Source organism: Paraburkholderia phymatum, from assembly GCF_040965635.1.
Taxonomy (GTDB): Bacteria; Pseudomonadota; Gammaproteobacteria; order Burkholderiales; family Burkholderiaceae; genus Paraburkholderia; species Paraburkholderia phymatum_B.
In genome coordinates, this window is sequence record NZ_JBFRCH010000018.1 from 102,649 (window position 1) to 118,888 (window position 16,240).

At 65.0% G+C, this 16,240-nt stretch carries 16 protein-coding genes and 1 pseudogene; 7 read left to right on the forward strand and 10 right to left on the reverse strand.

Annotated features, from left to right (window positions below; all coding sequences use genetic code 11):
• Positions 1-130: 130 nt before the first annotated feature.
• From AB4Y32_RS25940 to AB4Y32_RS25950, 3 genes are read left to right on the forward strand one after another with little or no spacing between them, the layout of a single operon-like run.
• A complete protein-coding gene (locus tag AB4Y32_RS25940) occupies positions 131-1,141 on the forward strand; it encodes an ATP-grasp domain-containing protein (RefSeq protein WP_368724096.1) in 1,011 nt (336 codons plus the stop codon).
• Positions 1,131-2,192, forward strand: a complete 1,062-nt coding sequence (locus AB4Y32_RS25945; protein ID WP_368724097.1) for a hydantoinase/oxoprolinase family protein — start codon at positions 1,131-1,133, stop codon at positions 2,190-2,192. Before AB4Y32_RS25940 ends, AB4Y32_RS25945 begins: the two co-directional genes overlap by 11 nt.
• A gap of 30 nt (positions 2,193-2,222) precedes the next feature.
• Positions 2,223-2,813, forward strand: a complete 591-nt coding sequence (locus AB4Y32_RS25950) for an amino acid kinase family protein (protein WP_368724098.1) — start codon at positions 2,223-2,225, stop codon at positions 2,811-2,813.
• Here AB4Y32_RS25950 and AB4Y32_RS25955 read toward each other — a convergent pair.
• The 4 genes and pseudogenes from AB4Y32_RS25955 to AB4Y32_RS25970 form a co-directional block, all read right to left on the reverse strand.
• A complete protein-coding gene (locus AB4Y32_RS25955; RefSeq protein ID WP_368724099.1) occupies positions 2,795-3,565 on the reverse strand; it encodes a (5-formylfuran-3-yl)methyl phosphate synthase in 771 nt (256 codons plus the stop codon). The two genes, AB4Y32_RS25950 and AB4Y32_RS25955, sit on opposite strands and share 19 nt — an antisense overlap.
• Entirely contained in the window at positions 3,562-4,155 is a 594-nt protein-coding gene (locus AB4Y32_RS25960; RefSeq protein ID WP_368724100.1) for a DUF447 domain-containing protein, read from the reverse strand. The genes AB4Y32_RS25955 and AB4Y32_RS25960 overlap by 4 nt, the downstream gene beginning before the upstream one ends.
• Before the next feature lie 98 nt (positions 4,156-4,253).
• Positions 4,254-4,451: pseudogene (locus AB4Y32_RS25965) on the reverse strand (DUF6513 domain-containing protein); the annotation flags it as partial.
• The gene (locus AB4Y32_RS25970; protein ID WP_368724101.1) at positions 4,451-5,062 is read right to left on the reverse strand and encodes a flavoprotein; all 612 of its coding nucleotides are present in this window, start codon (positions 5,060-5,062) and stop codon (positions 4,451-4,453) included. The pseudogene AB4Y32_RS25965 and the gene AB4Y32_RS25970, both read right to left, overlap by 1 nt.
• Before the next feature lie 194 nt (positions 5,063-5,256).
• Between AB4Y32_RS25970 and AB4Y32_RS25975 the strand changes: the two genes are divergently transcribed.
• Positions 5,257-5,670 (forward strand): dihydroneopterin aldolase, encoded by a 414-nt coding sequence (locus AB4Y32_RS25975; protein ID WP_368724102.1) that lies wholly within the window; start codon positions 5,257-5,259, stop codon positions 5,668-5,670.
• Positions 5,671-5,763: 93 nt separating this feature from the next.
• On the opposite strand, the gene AB4Y32_RS25980 is transcribed toward AB4Y32_RS25975, so the two are convergent.
• From AB4Y32_RS25980 to AB4Y32_RS26000, 5 genes are all read right to left on the reverse strand, one after another.
• Positions 5,764-6,717: a RimK family alpha-L-glutamate ligase gene (locus tag AB4Y32_RS25980; RefSeq protein WP_368724103.1), complete on the reverse strand. Its 954-nt coding sequence runs from the start codon at positions 6,715-6,717 to the stop codon at positions 5,764-5,766.
• A 10-nt stretch (positions 6,718-6,727) separates the two neighbouring features.
• On the reverse strand, positions 6,728-7,756 hold the full coding sequence (gene mch / locus AB4Y32_RS25985) for a methenyltetrahydromethanopterin cyclohydrolase (RefSeq protein WP_368724104.1): 1,029 nt from the start codon (positions 7,754-7,756) through the stop codon (positions 6,728-6,730).
• A 78-nt stretch (positions 7,757-7,834) separates the two neighbouring features.
• Positions 7,835-8,755, reverse strand: a complete 921-nt coding sequence (locus AB4Y32_RS25990) for an NAD(P)-dependent methylenetetrahydromethanopterin dehydrogenase (protein WP_368724105.1) — start codon at positions 8,753-8,755, stop codon at positions 7,835-7,837.
• Between the two features lie 23 nt (positions 8,756-8,778).
• Positions 8,779-9,801, reverse strand: a complete 1,023-nt coding sequence (locus AB4Y32_RS25995) for a beta-ribofuranosylaminobenzene 5'-phosphate synthase family protein (RefSeq protein ID WP_368724106.1) — start codon at positions 9,799-9,801, stop codon at positions 8,779-8,781.
• A 193-nt stretch (positions 9,802-9,994) separates the two neighbouring features.
• Positions 9,995-10,966, reverse strand: coding sequence for a LysR substrate-binding domain-containing protein (locus AB4Y32_RS26000; RefSeq protein WP_368724107.1), 972 nt, complete (start codon positions 10,964-10,966; stop codon positions 9,995-9,997).
• Between the two features lie 133 nt (positions 10,967-11,099).
• Here AB4Y32_RS26000 and AB4Y32_RS26005 point away from each other — a divergent pair, with 133 nt between their 5' ends.
• Genes AB4Y32_RS26005 through gph form a run of 3 tightly spaced genes read left to right on the forward strand, consistent with a single transcriptional unit; the run spans position 11,100 to position 13,979 of the window.
• Positions 11,100-12,278 (forward strand): fructose-1,6-bisphosphatase, encoded by a 1,179-nt coding sequence (locus AB4Y32_RS26005; RefSeq protein ID WP_368724108.1) that lies wholly within the window; start codon positions 11,100-11,102, stop codon positions 12,276-12,278.
• A gap of 14 nt (positions 12,279-12,292) precedes the next feature.
• Positions 12,293-13,165 (forward strand): phosphoribulokinase, encoded by an 873-nt coding sequence (locus tag AB4Y32_RS26010; RefSeq protein ID WP_368724109.1) that lies wholly within the window; start codon positions 12,293-12,295, stop codon positions 13,163-13,165.
• Between the two features lie 43 nt (positions 13,166-13,208).
• Positions 13,209-13,979 carry a phosphoglycolate phosphatase gene (gene gph / locus AB4Y32_RS26015; RefSeq protein ID WP_368724110.1) on the forward strand — a complete coding sequence of 257 codons (771 nt, stop codon included), beginning with the start codon at positions 13,209-13,211 and terminating at the stop codon, positions 13,977-13,979.
• A 31-nt stretch (positions 13,980-14,010) separates the two neighbouring features.
• Here gph and AB4Y32_RS26020 read toward each other — a convergent pair whose 3' ends face one another.
• On the reverse strand, positions 14,011-16,050 hold the full coding sequence (locus tag AB4Y32_RS26020; protein ID WP_368724111.1) for a sigma-54-dependent Fis family transcriptional regulator: 2,040 nt from the start codon (positions 16,048-16,050) through the stop codon (positions 14,011-14,013).
• Positions 16,051-16,240: the final 190 nt, after the last annotated feature.

A 16,240-nucleotide genomic window follows, 5' to 3' on the forward strand; every position in this document is an offset into this window, starting at 1 on the left:
TCACGCGTCGTGTGATCGCGAAGGGCGAGGTCAGCACGAGCGCCATGGCACGCACGCAGCGCGCCGACCGGTGGCATGGAACATGAATGTGCCGAACGCGAGGCGCATTGACCTGCACGGGAAGCGAGCGATGAAGAAGATCCTGTTGTACGAATATCTCAGCGGCAATGGTTATGCCGATCGTTACGCCGATCGATGCGTGTCAGTGGAACTGCGGATGCAGGGCAGGGCGATGCGCGATGCCGTTGCGCGCGATCTGGCGCGCTCCGGCCATGTCGCGCTGACCTGCGTTGCAGGCCATGATGAAGCGCACGACGCGACGGACGCGGCGCTCGCAATCGATTGGTGTCCCGCGCCGTTTGCGATACCGCTATCGCGCTTTCTCGCAGCCGAAGCGCGCCGTCACGACGCCGTATGGGTGATCGCGCCCGAGACGGACGGCGTGTTGAGCACGCTGTGCGAGGCCGTCGAGCCTTCACGATGGATCGGCTGCGACGCGGCGACGCTGCATATCGCGAGCAGCAAGGGACGCACGGCACGCTATCTTGCGCTGGCTGGCATCGCGACGCCGCGCGCGTGGTCGGTGGAGGCGCCCCTCGAAGTCGCGTGCAACGCAAGCGCCTGGGTCGTCAAACCCGACGATGGCGCGGGTGCCGTCGATACTCTTCTCTTTCACGACTATCGGATGGCCGAATATGTATTCCTGCGCCGTGTCGCGGCGCGCGAGCGCGTCACGCTCGAAGAGTGGATCAGCGGCGAGGCGCTCAGTCTTTCGCTGCTTTGCACGCGCGGTCATGCCGAGCTTATCGGCATCAACCGGCAACATATCGGCATATGCGATGGACAGGTCGCCTACGAAGGACTGACGGCGAACGCCGTTTCGTTGTCGAGCGAAAAAGCGTCGGCGTTCAGGTCGCTCGCCGCGCGTGTGGCGCGCGCGCTGCCAGGGCTCGCGGGGTTCGTCGGCATCGATCTGGTGTGGCATCCGCAACGCGGGCCGATCGTGATCGAGATCAATCCGCGGGTGACGTGCGCCTACCCGGCGCTTGCCGACCTCCTCGATACCAACATCGCCGCGAGCGTGGTCGCGGAACATTTCGGACTGGGCGATGACTTCGATCGGAGACGCTATGCCGCGTGACCTCGTGATCGGCTGGGACATCGGCGGCGCGCATGTGAAGGCGGCGCGCGTCGAGGCGGGGCGCGTGTGCGAGGTGAGGCAATGGGCCTGTCCGCTCTGGCAAGGCGTCGCGAATCTGGATGCCGTATTCGACGCAGCGGCGCAACGCTGGACCGATCACGGCGACGCCGAACATGCGGTGACGATGAGCGGCGAAATGGCGGACGTTTTCGCCAACCGCGAGGCAGGTGTGGCCGCGCTGGCGCAGAGATTTGCAAGCCGTTTCGGTCAGCGTGCGTCGTTCTACGCGGGGCGCTCGGGATGGCAGCCATACGAAACCGTCGCGGACCATTGGGCCGATGTTGCGTCCGCGAACTGGCATGCGACGGCGGCATTGATCGCGGCGCGCGTGCCTGCCGCCGTGCTCGTCGATATCGGCAGCACCACCACGGATTTCATCGCGGTCCGCGACGGCGTGCTCGTCTCGCGCGGGAAGGACGACGCGGCGCGGCTCAGATCCCGTGAACTCGTTTATCAGGGCGTTGTGCGCACGCCGTTGTGCGCGCTCTCGCAGCGCATCCGCTTTCGTGGCGAGCCTCACAACGTGATGAATGAACTTTTCGCGACGACGGCCGATGTCTACCGGCTGACAGGCGAACTCGATCCGCTGCACGACCAGCATCCCGCCGCCGACGGTGCCGCGAAGGACCCCATCGCGAGCTGCCAGCGTCTTGCACGGATGATCGGGCGCGATGCACGCGACGCGTCGATGGCGGATTGGGACAGCTTCGCCCGCGAATGGCGCAACGCGCAGCTTGCGCATCTGTCGACGAATCTCGCGCAAGTGCTCGGACGCGTCGGCCTCGCGCATGACGTCGTGCTCGTATCGGCAGGCTGCGGCGCATTCCTCGCGGATGAACTGGCGACCCAGTTCGGGCGCGACGTGATTACGTTTGCGTCGCTCACGGAAGCCGACGAGACGGCCGCTCGTTGGGCACAGGTCTGCGCGCCCGCCGTGGCTGTCGCGCTGCTGCGTGCGGACGAACGTCGCACTGCCGACGCGGCCGTTTGAAATCTCAGCACTTGCGCACACGGAGCGCCTATGTGGGTGGTCAAGATTGGCGGCAGTCTGAGCCGCGATCCATTGCTGGGAGAATGGCTCGCGCATCTGAGCGAGTTCGGCCGCGGACGGGTCGTGATCGTGCCGGGCGGTGGCGGATTCGCGGATCAGACACGCGAGCATCAGGACATCTGGGGTTTCGACGACGTCGCCGCGCACAACATGGCCGTGCTGGGGATGGCGCAATACGCGGTAATGATGCGGGGCCTGTGCCGGCGTCTCGTGATCGCCGCGACGGACGCGCAGATTCGCGCCGCGTTGCACGCGGGCCGCGCCGCCGTGTGGGCGCCGCTCGATCTGCTATTCCAGGAAGCCAACCGGCTGACCAGCTGGGACGTGACCTCCGACAGCCTCGCTGCATGGCTCGCGAACCGGCTGAATGCAGAGCGTCTGGTGATCGTGAAGTCGTGCGAGATCGAACCCGCGTGTTCGATCGACGAATACGCGGCGCTCGGCATCGTCGACGCGTCATTTGCCGGCTTCACCCGCGACGCGTCGTATCCCGTCGATCTCGTCAACAGGAGCGACGCGTTGCGCGTACGCGACCGGCTGCTTCATGCAACCGCGGACTGAGCGGCGACTTCGACGCCCGGATCGTTGGTGGCTGGATTTGTCGCGGGGTTTGCCATACGTGTCGACCCTGCGAGGAGCGCACGCAGATCGCGCACGCGTGCGGCATCGAGCCGGCCGGTGCGCGGGCCATCGCACAGTGCCGTGCGGAAACCGGCGATGTCGGGACTCAGCGCGCGGATCAACGGTACATGCTTGCCGAGCAGCGCGCCCGCCAGCCCCGCCATCACGTCGTGCACGCGCGCGATCTGCACCATGCTGTCGAGCACGGCAAGCGGCACGCATTGAAAGAGATTCCCGCGCTTCTTGCTGGCCGTATCGACCACCACCCCTGCAAAACGCAGTTCGCACGCGTGTTCGACCAGCCGCAGATCGAGGCCATTGTCGACCAGCAGAACGGGCACCATGTTCCAGTGAAGGCCGCGCATATACGCGAGGGTTCGGCATGCGGTATCGAATGAAGCGCTATCGGCGGGTACGCCTGCCTTCACATAGTCGACGCCGCAACGTCCCGCCTGTGACGCGCGAAATTCCAGCGACGCGTCATCTCCAGGCGGCAGATCGCCGATGGCCGCGCTGATGGGCAGGTGTGGATATTCCGCGCGCAGCGACTGCACGAGATGCGCGATCCGGGGCGCGGAAACGGCGCCGAGCGCGCCCGCCGCCGGCTCTTTCAGATCGATCAGATCGGCGCCGGCTCTGGCGGCGTCGCGCGCTTCGTCGAGGTTGCGCACACTGGCGAGCATACGGATCATAAGGCCTCCTCGGTTGAGACTCGAGCGGCCGCAGCCGATCTCGCGTAAAAGACGTTCACTGCCTCCATTAGCCATTGCCACGCCTGCTGTTCGCACGGACCGGCCGTCTTGCCGATGGCGATGGAAAGGTAAGCAATTTCCGACTCGATCTTCTCGCGCGGCAACATCGCGAGCCGGCTGACCAGGACCGCCCCTTCGATCACAGCGGCCTGCGCGCGGTTGAAGCCGGTAAACGGCGCATTCGTGCACATCGCGACGCATTGCATGACGAGCGTCGGGCGCCGCGGGTCGCCATTGATCGAGACGAGGCGCAGCTCGGCGTGTGCGAGCGTATCGTCGAGCCGCACGCACGGCACGTTGTGGACAGGGACTGTCGGCCACGCGCGGCGGCCTGTGACACAGCCGGCGAACACGCTGACGTCTGTCGTGAAGTTGACGACGGCGCAGCCCGTCAACACAACGTTGTCGTAGGTGGCCGACGGCAGAAACGGCATCAGGATGAACGTGTCGCCTTCATGGCGTACGCCCATCGGCGCGATGTGCGGCGTGCCGTCGGGCGTTACCGTCGTGACTACGGTTTCGTGGATCATCGTCAGGCTTCCTTTCTGCGAGTGGTGCCGGGCGCATTGCATGAGCAGGTTGGTTGCGTCGCGCGGGGTTGCGCATCCCCATTCGAGTGGCTGCCCCCGCGTCCGGGAACGATCATGCGATCGGCCGCGAGCGGCGCTGCGACGCGGCGGCGGATCATGTCCGCCGTCATGAGCGCCGCGACCTGCAGGCCGATTTCGCGTATCTCCCAACTGAATGGCGTGGGCGCGAGGCTGTGCAGCACGCGTTCGAGCGCGGGCTGGGCGAGGCGGCCGGTGAGAAAGACGGTGTGTTCCATCAGGCGCTCGCACAGCACGTCATGTGGTTTTCGGCAACGCGCGCGTCGAGCGACGCGCGCAATTCGTCGAGCGAGCGCACGACACGGCAATGGTCGATCTGCGCCAATCGCTCGACGTTATCGAGTTCGATATTGCGTGGCCGCAGTTCCACCCAGTCGAGCGGACTCTTCGTGACGACGACGGGCTCTGTGTCGCAAGCGAACACGATGCCCGGGATGCCGAGCTTGCCGGCCTGGGCGAACATGTTGGTCGGCAACGTGTCGGCAATGCCGAACGCGCATTTGGCGACTGTGTTGCTGGTGGCGGGCGCGACGACGACCGTGTGATAGCGGCCCTCGTCATACAGCATGCCGACGGGGACGGCGCTCGCGCTGTTATTGCGGAACACGCGAAAGCGCGCCTTGAGTTGCGCGAGATCGAGCTTGTACAACGGCAGCACTTCTTCTGCCGCGCGCGACAGGAACAGATCGACGTGGGGCAGCAGCGTGGCCGCGATGTCAAGCGATTCGGCCAGCCCGTGTCCGGAGCCTGTGATCGCCCACGCGAAGCGGGCAGAGACGGGGGCATCATCGGTATCGGTATGGAGGATGTGGGTCGTCGTCGTCATCATCGATCATGCAGCCAGGTTGTTCAGTTTGCGATACAGAATGCGACGCCTCTCGATCAGCCGACTGCCGGGCTGCGGCCCGTGCGCGCAATGCGCATGGGCTCGTGCGAGTGCATTTACACCGATCGCTTGCGACATTCATGCCTGGGCCGCTTCTTGCATGACAGCGACCGACGAACCGACCATAAGGAACCCAGATGAACGTCATCGACAAAAACGTGCTTGAGCGGCCACATCTCGCTGCGTCCGAAATGGATGTGATCTTTATCGAAGGCTTCGAGGGCGATACGGTCATCGGCATCGACCCGGACGAGCTGACCAATCTGCAGCCGGTGCGGATCGACCTGTGGGCAGGCGTGCCGCACAGTCACGCGTGCGACACGGATCGCATCGGCGATACCATCGACTACAGCAAGGTGCACACGGCGCTGCAATCGCTGCTCGCGACGCACAAGCTGCAATTGCTGGAGGCGTTGGCGGAAACGATCGCGCAGATGCTGCTCGTCGACTTCGGCGCGCATTGGGTTCGCGTTTCGCTGGCGAAGCCTCGCAAGTTTGCCAACGTGAAGGCGGTGGGCGTGACGATCGAACGGACTGTGCGCTGGCCGTGACGTCAACGCACGAGAGGAAGCAGCGACATGCTCACTGCGCGTTCGATGCGCTCGCCCAGGCGTCAGCGATCGTATCGATGTCCGTGTCGGGCATCATGCGACTTCCTTGACGTTGCCTGTGCCTTGCACGAGCGCCATGCGCCGGCTCAGCAGATCGTCGACGATGCGGCTGGCGATATCGAACGGCGTCACCGACTGCAGCCCGCGCCAGGCAGCCACACCGTTGACTTCGATGACGGTCGCGCCTAGTGGATTGTCGTCGCATGGAATGAGATCGACGCCCGCATAGTCGAGTCCGAGCGCGGCGCTCGCGCGTTGGGCGAGCGTGGCGAGCGGTTCGCTGAGCGCTGCCGCTTCGCAACGTCCGCCTTGCGCGACGTTATGCACCCAATGTTCGCTGATCCGGCGCATCGCGGTCACGGCCTTCCCGCCGATCACCATCACGCGCCAGTCATAGCCGGGCTCGCTGACGGGCCTGACGAAACGCTGCAGATACGCAAGCTGCCCATACGCGTTCAATGCAGGCAGCGGTTCACAACCTTCGCTGCTTGCGCCGACTCGCGCAATGCCTTTTCCTTGCGAGCCGAATAGCGGCTTCATTACGATGTCGTGGCCTTTCGCGCATTCTCGCATCAGCACGCGTTGCGCGAACGGCGCGGATTCGCTGACCCAGGTTGGCGGCGTCGGAATGCCCGCGCGATGCAGCAAAAACGTGGTCATCGACTTGTCGACGCTGCGTTCGATCGCGCGCGCGTCGTTGTAGACGGGCACGCCGAGTTCCCGAAGCGCGTGCAGGATGCCCAGCCGCACGGTGACCTGCTCGAACGTGCCGCCCGCGATGCCGCGCACGATGACGGCATCGGGCAGTCCGCGTCCGTAGCCGGGTATCGCGAGGCCATGCGGCGCGTGCGTAGTGTCGAAGCGGCAGTCGGCCAGATCGACGCAGCGGCCAAGCGCGCCACGCTCACGCAACGCCCGCTTGAGGCGCGACGTATGCCAGCCGGTCTCATCCGTCATGATCGCGACAGCGAGCGGGGTGCCTGTCATGTCAAACCTCTCAGACTTCATCGAGCCACAGCGGACGCAGAAGATCGAAGCGCGTAGCACCCGCGTGGAAGGTTCGGCCTGTGCTGAGATTGCTCACCCACACTTCGGCAGGCGCAAAGAGCGCGGGATCGATCTTGTAGAAGTCGTATTCGTATTCCTTGAATACCTCCGCGAACGGGCGGCCAAAGTCTTTCGATGCCAATGAGGGCAGGCGTCGCGCGAGATCTCGCGCGGCGTCGTCGCCGCCCGTCACGGTGAGATGGACACGGCCACCGTACAGGATCGCGTCATTGGTGCGGCCCATCGCATCGACGGGGTCTTGCGCGGGCGGCGGCAGCGGCGCGCTCGCGCAGCCCTCGCGAATGCCGTCGAGCGCGAAGCCGAGTTCGTGCGCCTTGTGCAGCGCGACTTCGAGCGCACGCGCCACCACTTGCGTGGTGCCCGCACGGCTCGCGGTCGGCGTAAGGATCAACGTGAGATTGCGCGGCTGCAACTTGCAGTCGCGCAAGATCTTGTCGATGACGACGGCGGGCGGCATACGGTCCACTTCGAGCACGAGACAGCCCGTGGCCACGACGTCGCGGTAATCCAGTTCGTCGAAAAGCGGTTCCTTGCAGGCGAGCGCGCGCGCCGGTCCCGAGCCGAGCGCGAAGAACTGCTTGCCGCCCGTTTCGTCCTTGCTCGCCGCGAGACTCCAGCCCGCGTATTGCGACGCGAGGCAAGCGAGAACGGGTTGCGCACTGGCAATTTCGACGAACGTCGGCCATTCGTCGGCCGCGTTGCGTGACGCGGCGGTACGCAGCGCGACGCGGCCAAGACCGCCCATGCAGATCTCGCCGATCGCGATGCCCGCGGCGACGCTGCCCGATGCATCGATGCCCGCATCGACGATCGTGACGCCGCGTTCGTCGCGCCGGACCTCGATGCCCAGTTCCGCCTGCCGTTCGAGCAGACTGGCGATCAATGGCCGCACGAGCGTATTGACGCTCAGAAAAGACGAACTTGGCGCTACTTCAGCGAGGGAGGAGGAGGTCTGCATGGCCTGGCTTCCTGATGGTGTCGATGGATGTGATAGTCGCCGCGCGCGGCGACGACGACGGCGGGCGCCATGTCGACATCAAGCCGCAGCGAGCGACGAACGTTCGGTGACGACGCGCCGGGCCATCTCGAGCGCATCCTCGAAGCCCAGATAGATCTTTTGCTTCGACGCGAGCATCTGCATGAAAAGCCGCTGCTGCACTTCATATTTGACGTTGCCGATCGCGAGCGCGCCGATGCCGAGCGCGCCGTGCTGACCGATGCGCTTTCCGTTGTCCATCACGCCGACGCCTGCGATGCCTGCGGGCGGCACCGCGTTGACATCCGCGGCGACGAGCAGGCGCGCCGCGCGGTTCACCTGCTGAGCGCTCATCACTTCGACACCGGCGGCGGCCGTCGCGAAGACGACGTCGATGGACTTCAAGGTCGAATCGAGCGCGTCCGCCGTGCTCGCATCGGCGCCTTCGAGTGCGGCGCCGAAATGCGCCCCGGCGCGCTCACATGCGTCGCGCGCGGCGGCGAGCCCACGGCTGCTCGCCAGCGTCACGCGCGCGCCCGCCTGTACAGCGAGCAAGCCCGCGATCAGGCCGACGGGACCCGTTCCGCCGAACACGAGAACGCGCTTGCCGTCGAGGCCGGTATCGAAGGCGCTGCGCAGTTGCCATTCGACGCTCGCGACGAGTGCGGCTGCCGTCGTGAACGATCCGCTGGGGTCGGCAAACACGGAGATTTCGAACGGCGGCATCATCGCTTCGCGAGACAGGCGCAGCATGTCCGTCGCGAGCATCACCTCGCGTCCGCCGATAAAGATGCCCGTGTGCGCGACGCCCTTGGGGCCGCGCGAGAAAATCGCGTCCTGGGTGAGCGGACCGATCATCTTTACATCGACACCCGTATACGGCACGACGACCTGGTATCCGGCATCGATGGCCATGTTCACGTCGAATGGGCTCATCTGCCGTCCAGGCGTGAACATGTGGAGAATGTGTTGGCGTTCCATGTTTCCTCGGCAAACAGGATGGATCAATCCTGGGCGGACGCCCAGCTGACGGTGGCGCCCGAGTTGAGTCCACTGACTATCTCGACTCGCAGCCCGGCCCCACTCGCTTTCGCGTCACGCGCTGAGCGCAACGCGTGTTCTGCTTCTTCCTGCGATTCCATGATCGCGAAGCCCGTCGGTCCCCACGAACTCTGACCGACGCCCGCGCAATAGCGCGCGCTGATCCAGTCGAGTACGCGTCCGACATCGGGGCTCGTGTAGATGCCGCCTTGCGACTTCGCGAAGTAGCGGCCGATGCCGTCCTGCAGCGCGCTCACGCCCTGCGCGAATGGCGCGAACTCATGTTCGGCGACGGCGGGCAGAATCTGCATCAGGGTCAGGTGACACGCGTGCGCAGCGAGCGCCTGCGGAAACGGCGGCAACGCGGCGAGCGCCTCGCGTTCCGCCGGCCCTGAGAGCCCCGTGCGTGAATCGTCGAAGACGAGCATCACGCGCCACGCAGACGGGAAGTCGAAGCGGGACAGCACAGGCGGCAAGACACCAGGCCCGCGTGGACCGCCATCGACGATCAGTCCTCCGCGCTCGAACCCGGCGATACCCACACCCGAACGCGCGCCGCGCGCGAGAGCGGGCGCGAGCTGCGCTGCACTCATGTCGAGACCATGCAGGCGGGCGAACGCATGGCCGACGGTGAGCGCCAGTTGCGTGCCGGACCCGAGGCCCGCATGAGTGGGCAACGTGCGCCGCAATCGCACATCGACGGGTGCATCGATGCCCGTCAGATCGCGCAGCGTTTCGATGTGGGCTTGAACGCGCGGCAACTCATCGCGCGCAGAAGGCACGGCCGTGTAGTGATCCTCATCGTCCGAGGAAAGGCGCGCGTCGAGTGTCGTGCTGATGCCGTCGATCACGAGCCCGAGACTGCCGAAGCGTCGGCCGAGCGACGCGCCCGGATCGAGGAATCCCAGATGCAAGCGTCCGGGAGCATTCACGGTGACGATGCTGGTGTGCTTCGCCGTCGAATCAGCGATGCCATATCGGCTCATATGCGCGTTCCCCAATCCCAAGACGGGTCATCTTTCTCGGACATCTGAAACGCAAGCGTCATGCCATACGTGACGCACGCAACGATGTGCGCCTGCAAGACCGTGTGCACGCGCAGTGTGCGCTTCCAGAAGAACATCCGTCGCGAAGGGAAGTGTGCAGTCGGACCTTGTGCAGAATCGGTGACATTCTGCTTCATGTCTGCACGAACGGACTCGCAGCGTGCGCGGGTGGCGTGAGCTCCGCGAATTGGCCTTCGAGCCATGCGCCCGTTTTCTCGATCAGAAAACGCCGGAAGGCCGAGCAGGTCGGCGACAGCTGCCTGGCGTTCATGTGGACGACGTGCCAGACGCGATCGATGGGCGTGCCGTTCACGCGCAGAACCGACACCTCGCGCGCGAGCAGTTCGAGCCGCAGCGTGTGCAGCGGCAGCACGCTCACGCCCATGCCGGCCATCACAGCCTGCTTGACGGTCTCGTGGCTGTCGAGTGCCAGCGTGCGGGCCGGTGTGAAGAGATGATGCTGGAACATCTCGGTCGCGACGACGGCCGAGTCGGAGCCAGGGTCGCGCATCAGAAACGTGTCATGGCGCAATTCGTGCAAGTCGAAGCACGCTGCATCGACGAACGGATGGGTCACGCTCGCGGCAATCACATGCGGGTTGTACGCGAGCGGTTCGCAGTGCGCGTCGAAGTCGACGGGCGGTCGTCCCATCACGGCGAGATCGATTGCGTTGTCCTGCAACTGGCGCAGCAGCACATCGCGTTTGCCGATCAGGAAGCGGATATCGACTTTCGGATGGCGCTCCGCATAGCGCGCGATCTGGCGAGGGACGAAGTATCGCGCCGAACTGACGAGACCGATGGAGACGGTTCCGCTATCGGCCGATGAGAGCGAGCGCATCGCATCTTCGGCGTCCCTGATGTCGCCCAGAATCCGCTTCGCGTGATGCGACAGCGTCGCGCCCGCCTCGGTGAGCGTGATTCGCCGTCCGATGCGCTCGAAAAGCGGCAACCCGATCGCCTCTTCGAGCTGCTTGATCTGCATGGAGACGGCGGGCTGTGTCAGATGCAGATCGTCCGCGGCGCGGGCGAAGCTCTCGTATTGAGAAGCCGCCGAGAAGATTTGCAACTGGCGCAGCGTGAGGTTGCGAAGCAGGTTGAGCATGATCGGCACTCCATCCAGCGACAGATAAGCGTCGCTTAAAGCGCAAATAAAAATATCTGAATTTCTCTCGGGAGTTGGCTGGCTTACTGTGGTTGTCAGCCGTCATCGCAAGCAACGGACGATCGAGGTCAGGATGAATGCACGAATTGAACCAGGCGAACAGGCGCTCCCCGTCGGCGTCGCGAACGATCGCTGCGGCGAGCGCTACAACGACGAATTCGCAGCCGCTGGGAGCGCTATCCAACCGACGCTGTCGGGTTTCCTCGCCGCGCATCTGGCTCCTCGCCGCTCGCAGGCGCCAGGGGTCGTGCACGCCGCGGACGCTGCCGGGCTTTGCGCCGTGATCGACGAAGTCGCGCAGGCGGTGAAGCTCATCGCCGAGCGCATCGCGCAGGGTGCGATCGCCGGACAGCAGGACGTCCGTGCAGTACACTCGCGTTCGAATCACACGGCGCTCAATGCCGCTGCACAGGACGTGCTGGCCGTGACATGCGAACGCAGTGCAGAGATCGCGGGCATGGTCTCGCCTGGTGTCGAATCCGCGCGCGCGACGTCGGCGGGCCGCTATGTGCTCTTTGCCGACCTGCTCGACGGCGCAGCGAATGCAGAGTCGAACGACGCGCTCGGCACCGTTTTCTCGCTTCGGCATGCGGGTGCCGCAAGCGCCGCCGGCGAACGCGTGATTACGGGCACGAAGCAGCTTGCCGCTGGCTACGCGCTTTACGGACCGGCGACGATTCTTATGATCACTGTCGGGCGCGGCACGCACGGTTTCACCCTCTGCCGCGAACGCGGCGAGTTCGTGCTGACGCACCACGCGTTGCGCGTTCCCGAACAGGGCGTGGTACTGGCAATCAACGGCGGCAATGAACGCTTCTGGGAGGCGCCCGTGCAGCGTTACGTGCGCGAGTGCCGCGACGGCAGCGCGGGCGTGCAGCAGCGCGACTTCGACACGCGCTGGACCGCATCGCTCGCGGCCGATATGCATCGCACGCTGATGCGCGGCGGCTTGTGTCTTTTCCCGCGCGAGAGCCGTCGCGCGCCACGCGCCGCGCGTGTGCCTCTGCTGTACCAGGCGCAGTCGCTTGCATGGCTCGTCGAGCAGGCGGGGGGACTCGCCAGCACGGGGCGTGCGCGCATTCTCGACGTGCAGGGCGATATGCAGGCGAGTACGCCGATGTTTATCGGCACGCAGCGCGAAGTCGAGCGCATCGAACGCTACCACCGCGAGCACGAGCGTGGCGAGGATGCGCCGTTCACGTCACCGCTCTTCAACGAGCGCTCGCTCTTTCGTCCGGAAGCGCGCGTATAAGCGGGAGTGACACCATGTCGATCAGACATCCGATTGTCGCGGTCACGGGTTCGAGTGGAGCAGGGACGACGACCGTGATGAACAGCTTCCAGCACATCTTCCGCCGCGAAAAGCTCAATGCGCAGATCGTCGAAGGAGATGCGTTTCATCGCTTCGACCGCGCAGGAATGCGCGCCGCGATGAAGGAGGCAGAAGAGAGCCGCCGTCAGTTCAGCCACTTCGGCCCGGAAGCAAACCTGCTGGAGGAACTCGCGGCGCTGTTCAGCGAATATGCGGCGACGGGCCGAGGGCGCGTGCGCAAATATCTGCACGATGAAGCGCAAGCCGCGGAGTATGGCCAGGAGCCGGGCACTTTCTCGCCGTGGGAGGACATCGAGCCGCCCACGGATCTGCTCTTTTACGAGGGGCTGCACGGCGGCTTCGTCGGACGCGGCATCGATGTGGCGCAACACGCTGACCTGCTGGTGGGCGTGGTTCCCATCATCAACCTCGAGTGGATTCAGAAGCTGCATCGCGACAAGACGCTGCGCGGCTATTCGCAGGAAGCCGTGATGGACACGATCCTGCGCCGGATGCCCGACTACGCTCACCATATCTGTCCGCAGTTCAGCCGCACGCATGTGAACTTCCAGCGCGTGCCGACCGTGGATACCTCGAATCCTTTCACCGCACGCGACATTCCGAGCGCCGACGAGAGCTTTGTGGTGATCCGCTTCACCAACCCGAAGGGCATCGACTTTCCCTATCTGCTCACGATGCTGCACGACTCTTTCATGAGCCGGCCAAACGTCATCGTCGTGCCTGGCGGCAAGATGGGACTCGCGATGCAATTGATCTTCACTCCCATGATCCTGCAGATGATCGACCGCCAGAAGCGGGCGGCCTGAACCGTCTGCCGGATCATTCCAACCGTCAACAGGAGACACAGACATGCAAGTCATGCCGCGCAATCTGCCGATCGATGCCGTGCTGTTCGATCTCGATGGCACGCTGTTGCATACGTCGCCGGATATCGGCAATGCGCTCAACCGCGCGCTGGCCGAGAACGGCTTTCCTTTGCTCGCGCCAGGCGTTGCGCAGACGTTGATCGGCGGCGGCTCGGAGATTCTCGTCGATCGCGCGCTGACGCTGCTGGGTGTCGAGACCCGTCCCGCGACCCTCGATCTCGTGCTGCGCCGTTACGAGACGTGCTACCACCAGATCTGCCGCGACGGGGACCAGCTGACGCGGCTCTATCCCGGCGCCGAGGCGACGCTCGACAGTCTGCGCGAGATGGGGCTCAAGCTCGGCGTGGTCACCAACAAAGAGTCGCGTTTCGTCGATCCGCTGATGTGGCGCTTCGGCTTGCAGACATGGTTCGACATGGTCGTCGACGGGGACACGCGCTTGCCGCGCAAGCCCGATCCCGAGCCGCTGCTGCATGCCTGCGAAGCGCTGGGCGTCGACCCGACGCATACGCTTTTCGTCGGCGATTCGGCGACGGATGCGTTGGCCGCGCAGGCGGCGGGTATGCCGATGGTGTGCGTGAGCTATGGCTACAGCAGCGACCATCCCGTGTCGGAACTGCCGTGCCTCCGCGTGATAGACAGCATCAGCGAGTTGACGGAGCTGATCGGCGGACCGTCGCGCAAATGGCGTCGCGCGGCGCGTACCGATCACGGCATCGCAGCGCAGGAGATGCAGGCAAGCCAGCCGAACTGAGTGCGGCCCGTCATGAAAAAGGCGAGGCGCGTCAGGTCTTGATGTGGACGCGCTTCATTTTCCGGTAGAGCGTATTGCGCGTGATGCCGAGTGCGATGGCGACCTGGCTCACGTTCCAGCGATGCTTGTCGAGAAGCGCGAGCAGCGCTTCGCGTTCGGCCTGCAGAATCGCATTGAGCGGCGCAGCGGCGTCCATTTCGTCTTCTGGGTCAGCCGCTTCGTCGCTGTCGGGCAGTGCCGCTGCGGGGCCGCCCGGTCGTGAGCGATGCAGGTTCTTGTCACGCTGCACGAGCCACGCGGGCAGATGGGCCGTGGTGAGCTCATCACCGTTGCAGAGGACGGCCGCCGTGCGCAGCACGTTGCGCAACTGCCGGATATTCCCTGGCCAGTCGCAATCGAGCAGAATCTGCCGTACGTCCGCTGAAAGCCGTGGCGCAGGGGTCTGCTCTTTCTCGAGCAGATGACGGATCAGTGCGAGCTTGTCCTTGCGGGCGCGCAGCGGGGGAAGCTCCAGCATCACGCCATTGAGCCGGTAATACAGATCCTCGCGGAACTGGCCGCTTTCGACCAGTTCAGCCAGATCGCGGTGGCTTGCGCTGACGAGCTGAAAGTCCACCTTGACGACGGTTTCGGAACCGAGCGGCGTCACTTCGCGTTCTTCGAGGACGCGCAACAGACGCGCCTGCAACGCGAGCGGCATGTCGCCGATCTCATCGAGAAAGAGCGTGCCGCCATCGGCTTGCAGAATCTTGCCGCGCCGTCCTTCGCGTTGCGCGCCCGTAAAGGCGCCCGCGCGGTAGCCGAACAGCTCGCTTTCGATCAGGTGTTCAGGCAACGAAGCACAGTTGACTGCGACGAACGGGCCATTGCCGCGCTCGCTTGCCGCGTGCAGCGCATGGGCGAACACTTCCTTTCCGCTGCCCGTCTCGCCATGCACGAGCACGGCGATGCCGCGATCGATCACGCGTGCGCCGAGATCGAACTGACTGGCAATCTGCGCGTCGCCGAATTCGACGCGCACCGCGCCCGCACCTGGCGCGCCCGTCGTCCGCGTTGCGCGTGCCGGACGCCGGGTACCCGTGGCAGCCGTATCGCCGTTCGACGCGGCCCGCTGCGCCGGCGCGATGGCTTCGCGCGCGGCGCGATCGCGCGGCTCCTGAGCGACCACGAAGAAGCGGCTCGACGCATGCGTGCGATAGATCGCGATGGGATAAAACGAACTGCGTGCACTGCGCGCGACGATCTCTTCGAGAGAAGCATTGAAGATGTCGGTGATCGATTTGCCCGCGATCCCTTCGAGCGACACGAAGCCGAGTTGCACGAGCGCACTGCGGTTCGCGCCGAGTATCGCGCCGTCTTCGTCGACGGTCAGCTTGCCCGCATGCAAGGTGCCGACGAACTCGGGGCGACTGTGAAACTGGATACGATACGCGTGCGTATGACGTGCATCGAGCAAGCGGTTCTCGACCATCTGCCGGGACATGCCGACGAGCACGAGCGAGTGCTGCTGCAACAGTGGCGAGCGGCTCGTGACGTCCAGCACGCCCGCGATCGATCCGCATTCGTCGAGTACGGGCGCGGCGGCGCAGGTCAGCGTGCCATAGCGGCTGTAGAAGTGCTCGCGCTGGCGCACGGCGACAGGCTCGCCTTCGGCGAGACAGGTGCCCATGCCGTTGGTGCCCGCTTCCCGCTCGTTCCATATGGCGCCGGCGCACAGTCCCCAGTCTTCGACTTCGCTGGCAAACTCGGGCGACGACGCGAGATGCAGGATCACGCCATCGGCATCCGTCATGACGACGGCAAGCTCGGAGTCGCCGAGCTGCTGATAGAGCGTTGCCATTTCGAGCTTCGCGCAATCGACGAGATCGGCGTTCTGCTCGCGGCGCAGCGCGAGTTCCGCACTCGTCATCACGGGTGGCGGCGCGCTCGCGTCGGGATCGAGACCATAGTTTTCGACGCATCGCGTCCAGGAGCGCACGACGGGCGCGCTCGGGGCGAATGCGCCAAGGCGCTCGCGCATGATGGCTTCGACCCGGTTACTCTTTCCCGCGAGCGGCTGGCATGACGACATGGTGAACATCTCCGAGAAGTCGCGGACGCACAGACATGCGGATAGGTGCGCCACACTGAAGCCGATTATTCGCAATCGGATTCGGCCTGACAATCAGCCTCGATGGTCTACCTCGCGGGGAGTAGAGGTAAACCAGACGCACGTTCGCGGCGAGCGCACGGCACGATGCCGCGCGAATGTGAGCGCGCCT

Bases quoted from the DNA above. Each gene is read 5' to 3' on its own strand.
- AB4Y32_RS26000 (WP_368724107.1), bottom strand. From the start codon at position 10,966: ATGCTCAACCTGCTTCGCAACCTCACGCTGCGCCAGTTGCAAATCTTC.
- AB4Y32_RS25945 (WP_368724097.1), top strand. From the start codon at position 1,131: ATGCCGCGTGACCTCGTGATCGGCTGGGACATCGGCGGCGCGCATGTG.
- AB4Y32_RS26020 (WP_368724111.1), bottom strand. From the start codon at position 16,050: ATGTCGTCATGCCAGCCGCTCGCGGGAAAGAGTAACCGGGTCGAAGCC.
- AB4Y32_RS25995 (WP_368724106.1), bottom strand. From the start codon at position 9,801: ATGAGCCGATATGGCATCGCTGATTCGACGGCGAAGCACACCAGCATC.
- AB4Y32_RS26005 (WP_368724108.1), top strand. From the start codon at position 11,100: ATGAATGCACGAATTGAACCAGGCGAACAGGCGCTCCCCGTCGGCGTC.
- AB4Y32_RS25975 (WP_368724102.1), top strand. From the start codon at position 5,257: ATGAACGTCATCGACAAAAACGTGCTTGAGCGGCCACATCTCGCTGCG.
- AB4Y32_RS25980 (WP_368724103.1), bottom strand. From the start codon at position 6,717: ATGACAGGCACCCCGCTCGCTGTCGCGATCATGACGGATGAGACCGGC.
- AB4Y32_RS25955 (WP_368724099.1), bottom strand. From the start codon at position 3,565: ATGATCCGTATGCTCGCCAGTGTGCGCAACCTCGACGAAGCGCGCGAC.
- AB4Y32_RS25990 (WP_368724105.1), bottom strand. From the start codon at position 8,755: ATGGAACGCCAACACATTCTCCACATGTTCACGCCTGGACGGCAGATG.
- AB4Y32_RS25960 (WP_368724100.1), bottom strand. From the start codon at position 4,155: ATGATCCACGAAACCGTAGTCACGACGGTAACGCCCGACGGCACGCCG.
- AB4Y32_RS25940 (WP_368724096.1), top strand. From the start codon at position 131: ATGAAGAAGATCCTGTTGTACGAATATCTCAGCGGCAATGGTTATGCC.
- AB4Y32_RS25950 (WP_368724098.1), top strand. From the start codon at position 2,223: ATGTGGGTGGTCAAGATTGGCGGCAGTCTGAGCCGCGATCCATTGCTG.
- AB4Y32_RS26010 (WP_368724109.1), top strand. From the start codon at position 12,293: ATGTCGATCAGACATCCGATTGTCGCGGTCACGGGTTCGAGTGGAGCA.
- gph (WP_368724110.1), top strand. From the start codon at position 13,209: ATGCAAGTCATGCCGCGCAATCTGCCGATCGATGCCGTGCTGTTCGAT.
- mch (WP_368724104.1), bottom strand. From the start codon at position 7,756: ATGCAGACCTCCTCCTCCCTCGCTGAAGTAGCGCCAAGTTCGTCTTTT.
- AB4Y32_RS25970 (WP_368724101.1), bottom strand. From the start codon at position 5,062: ATGATGACGACGACGACCCACATCCTCCATACCGATACCGATGATGCC.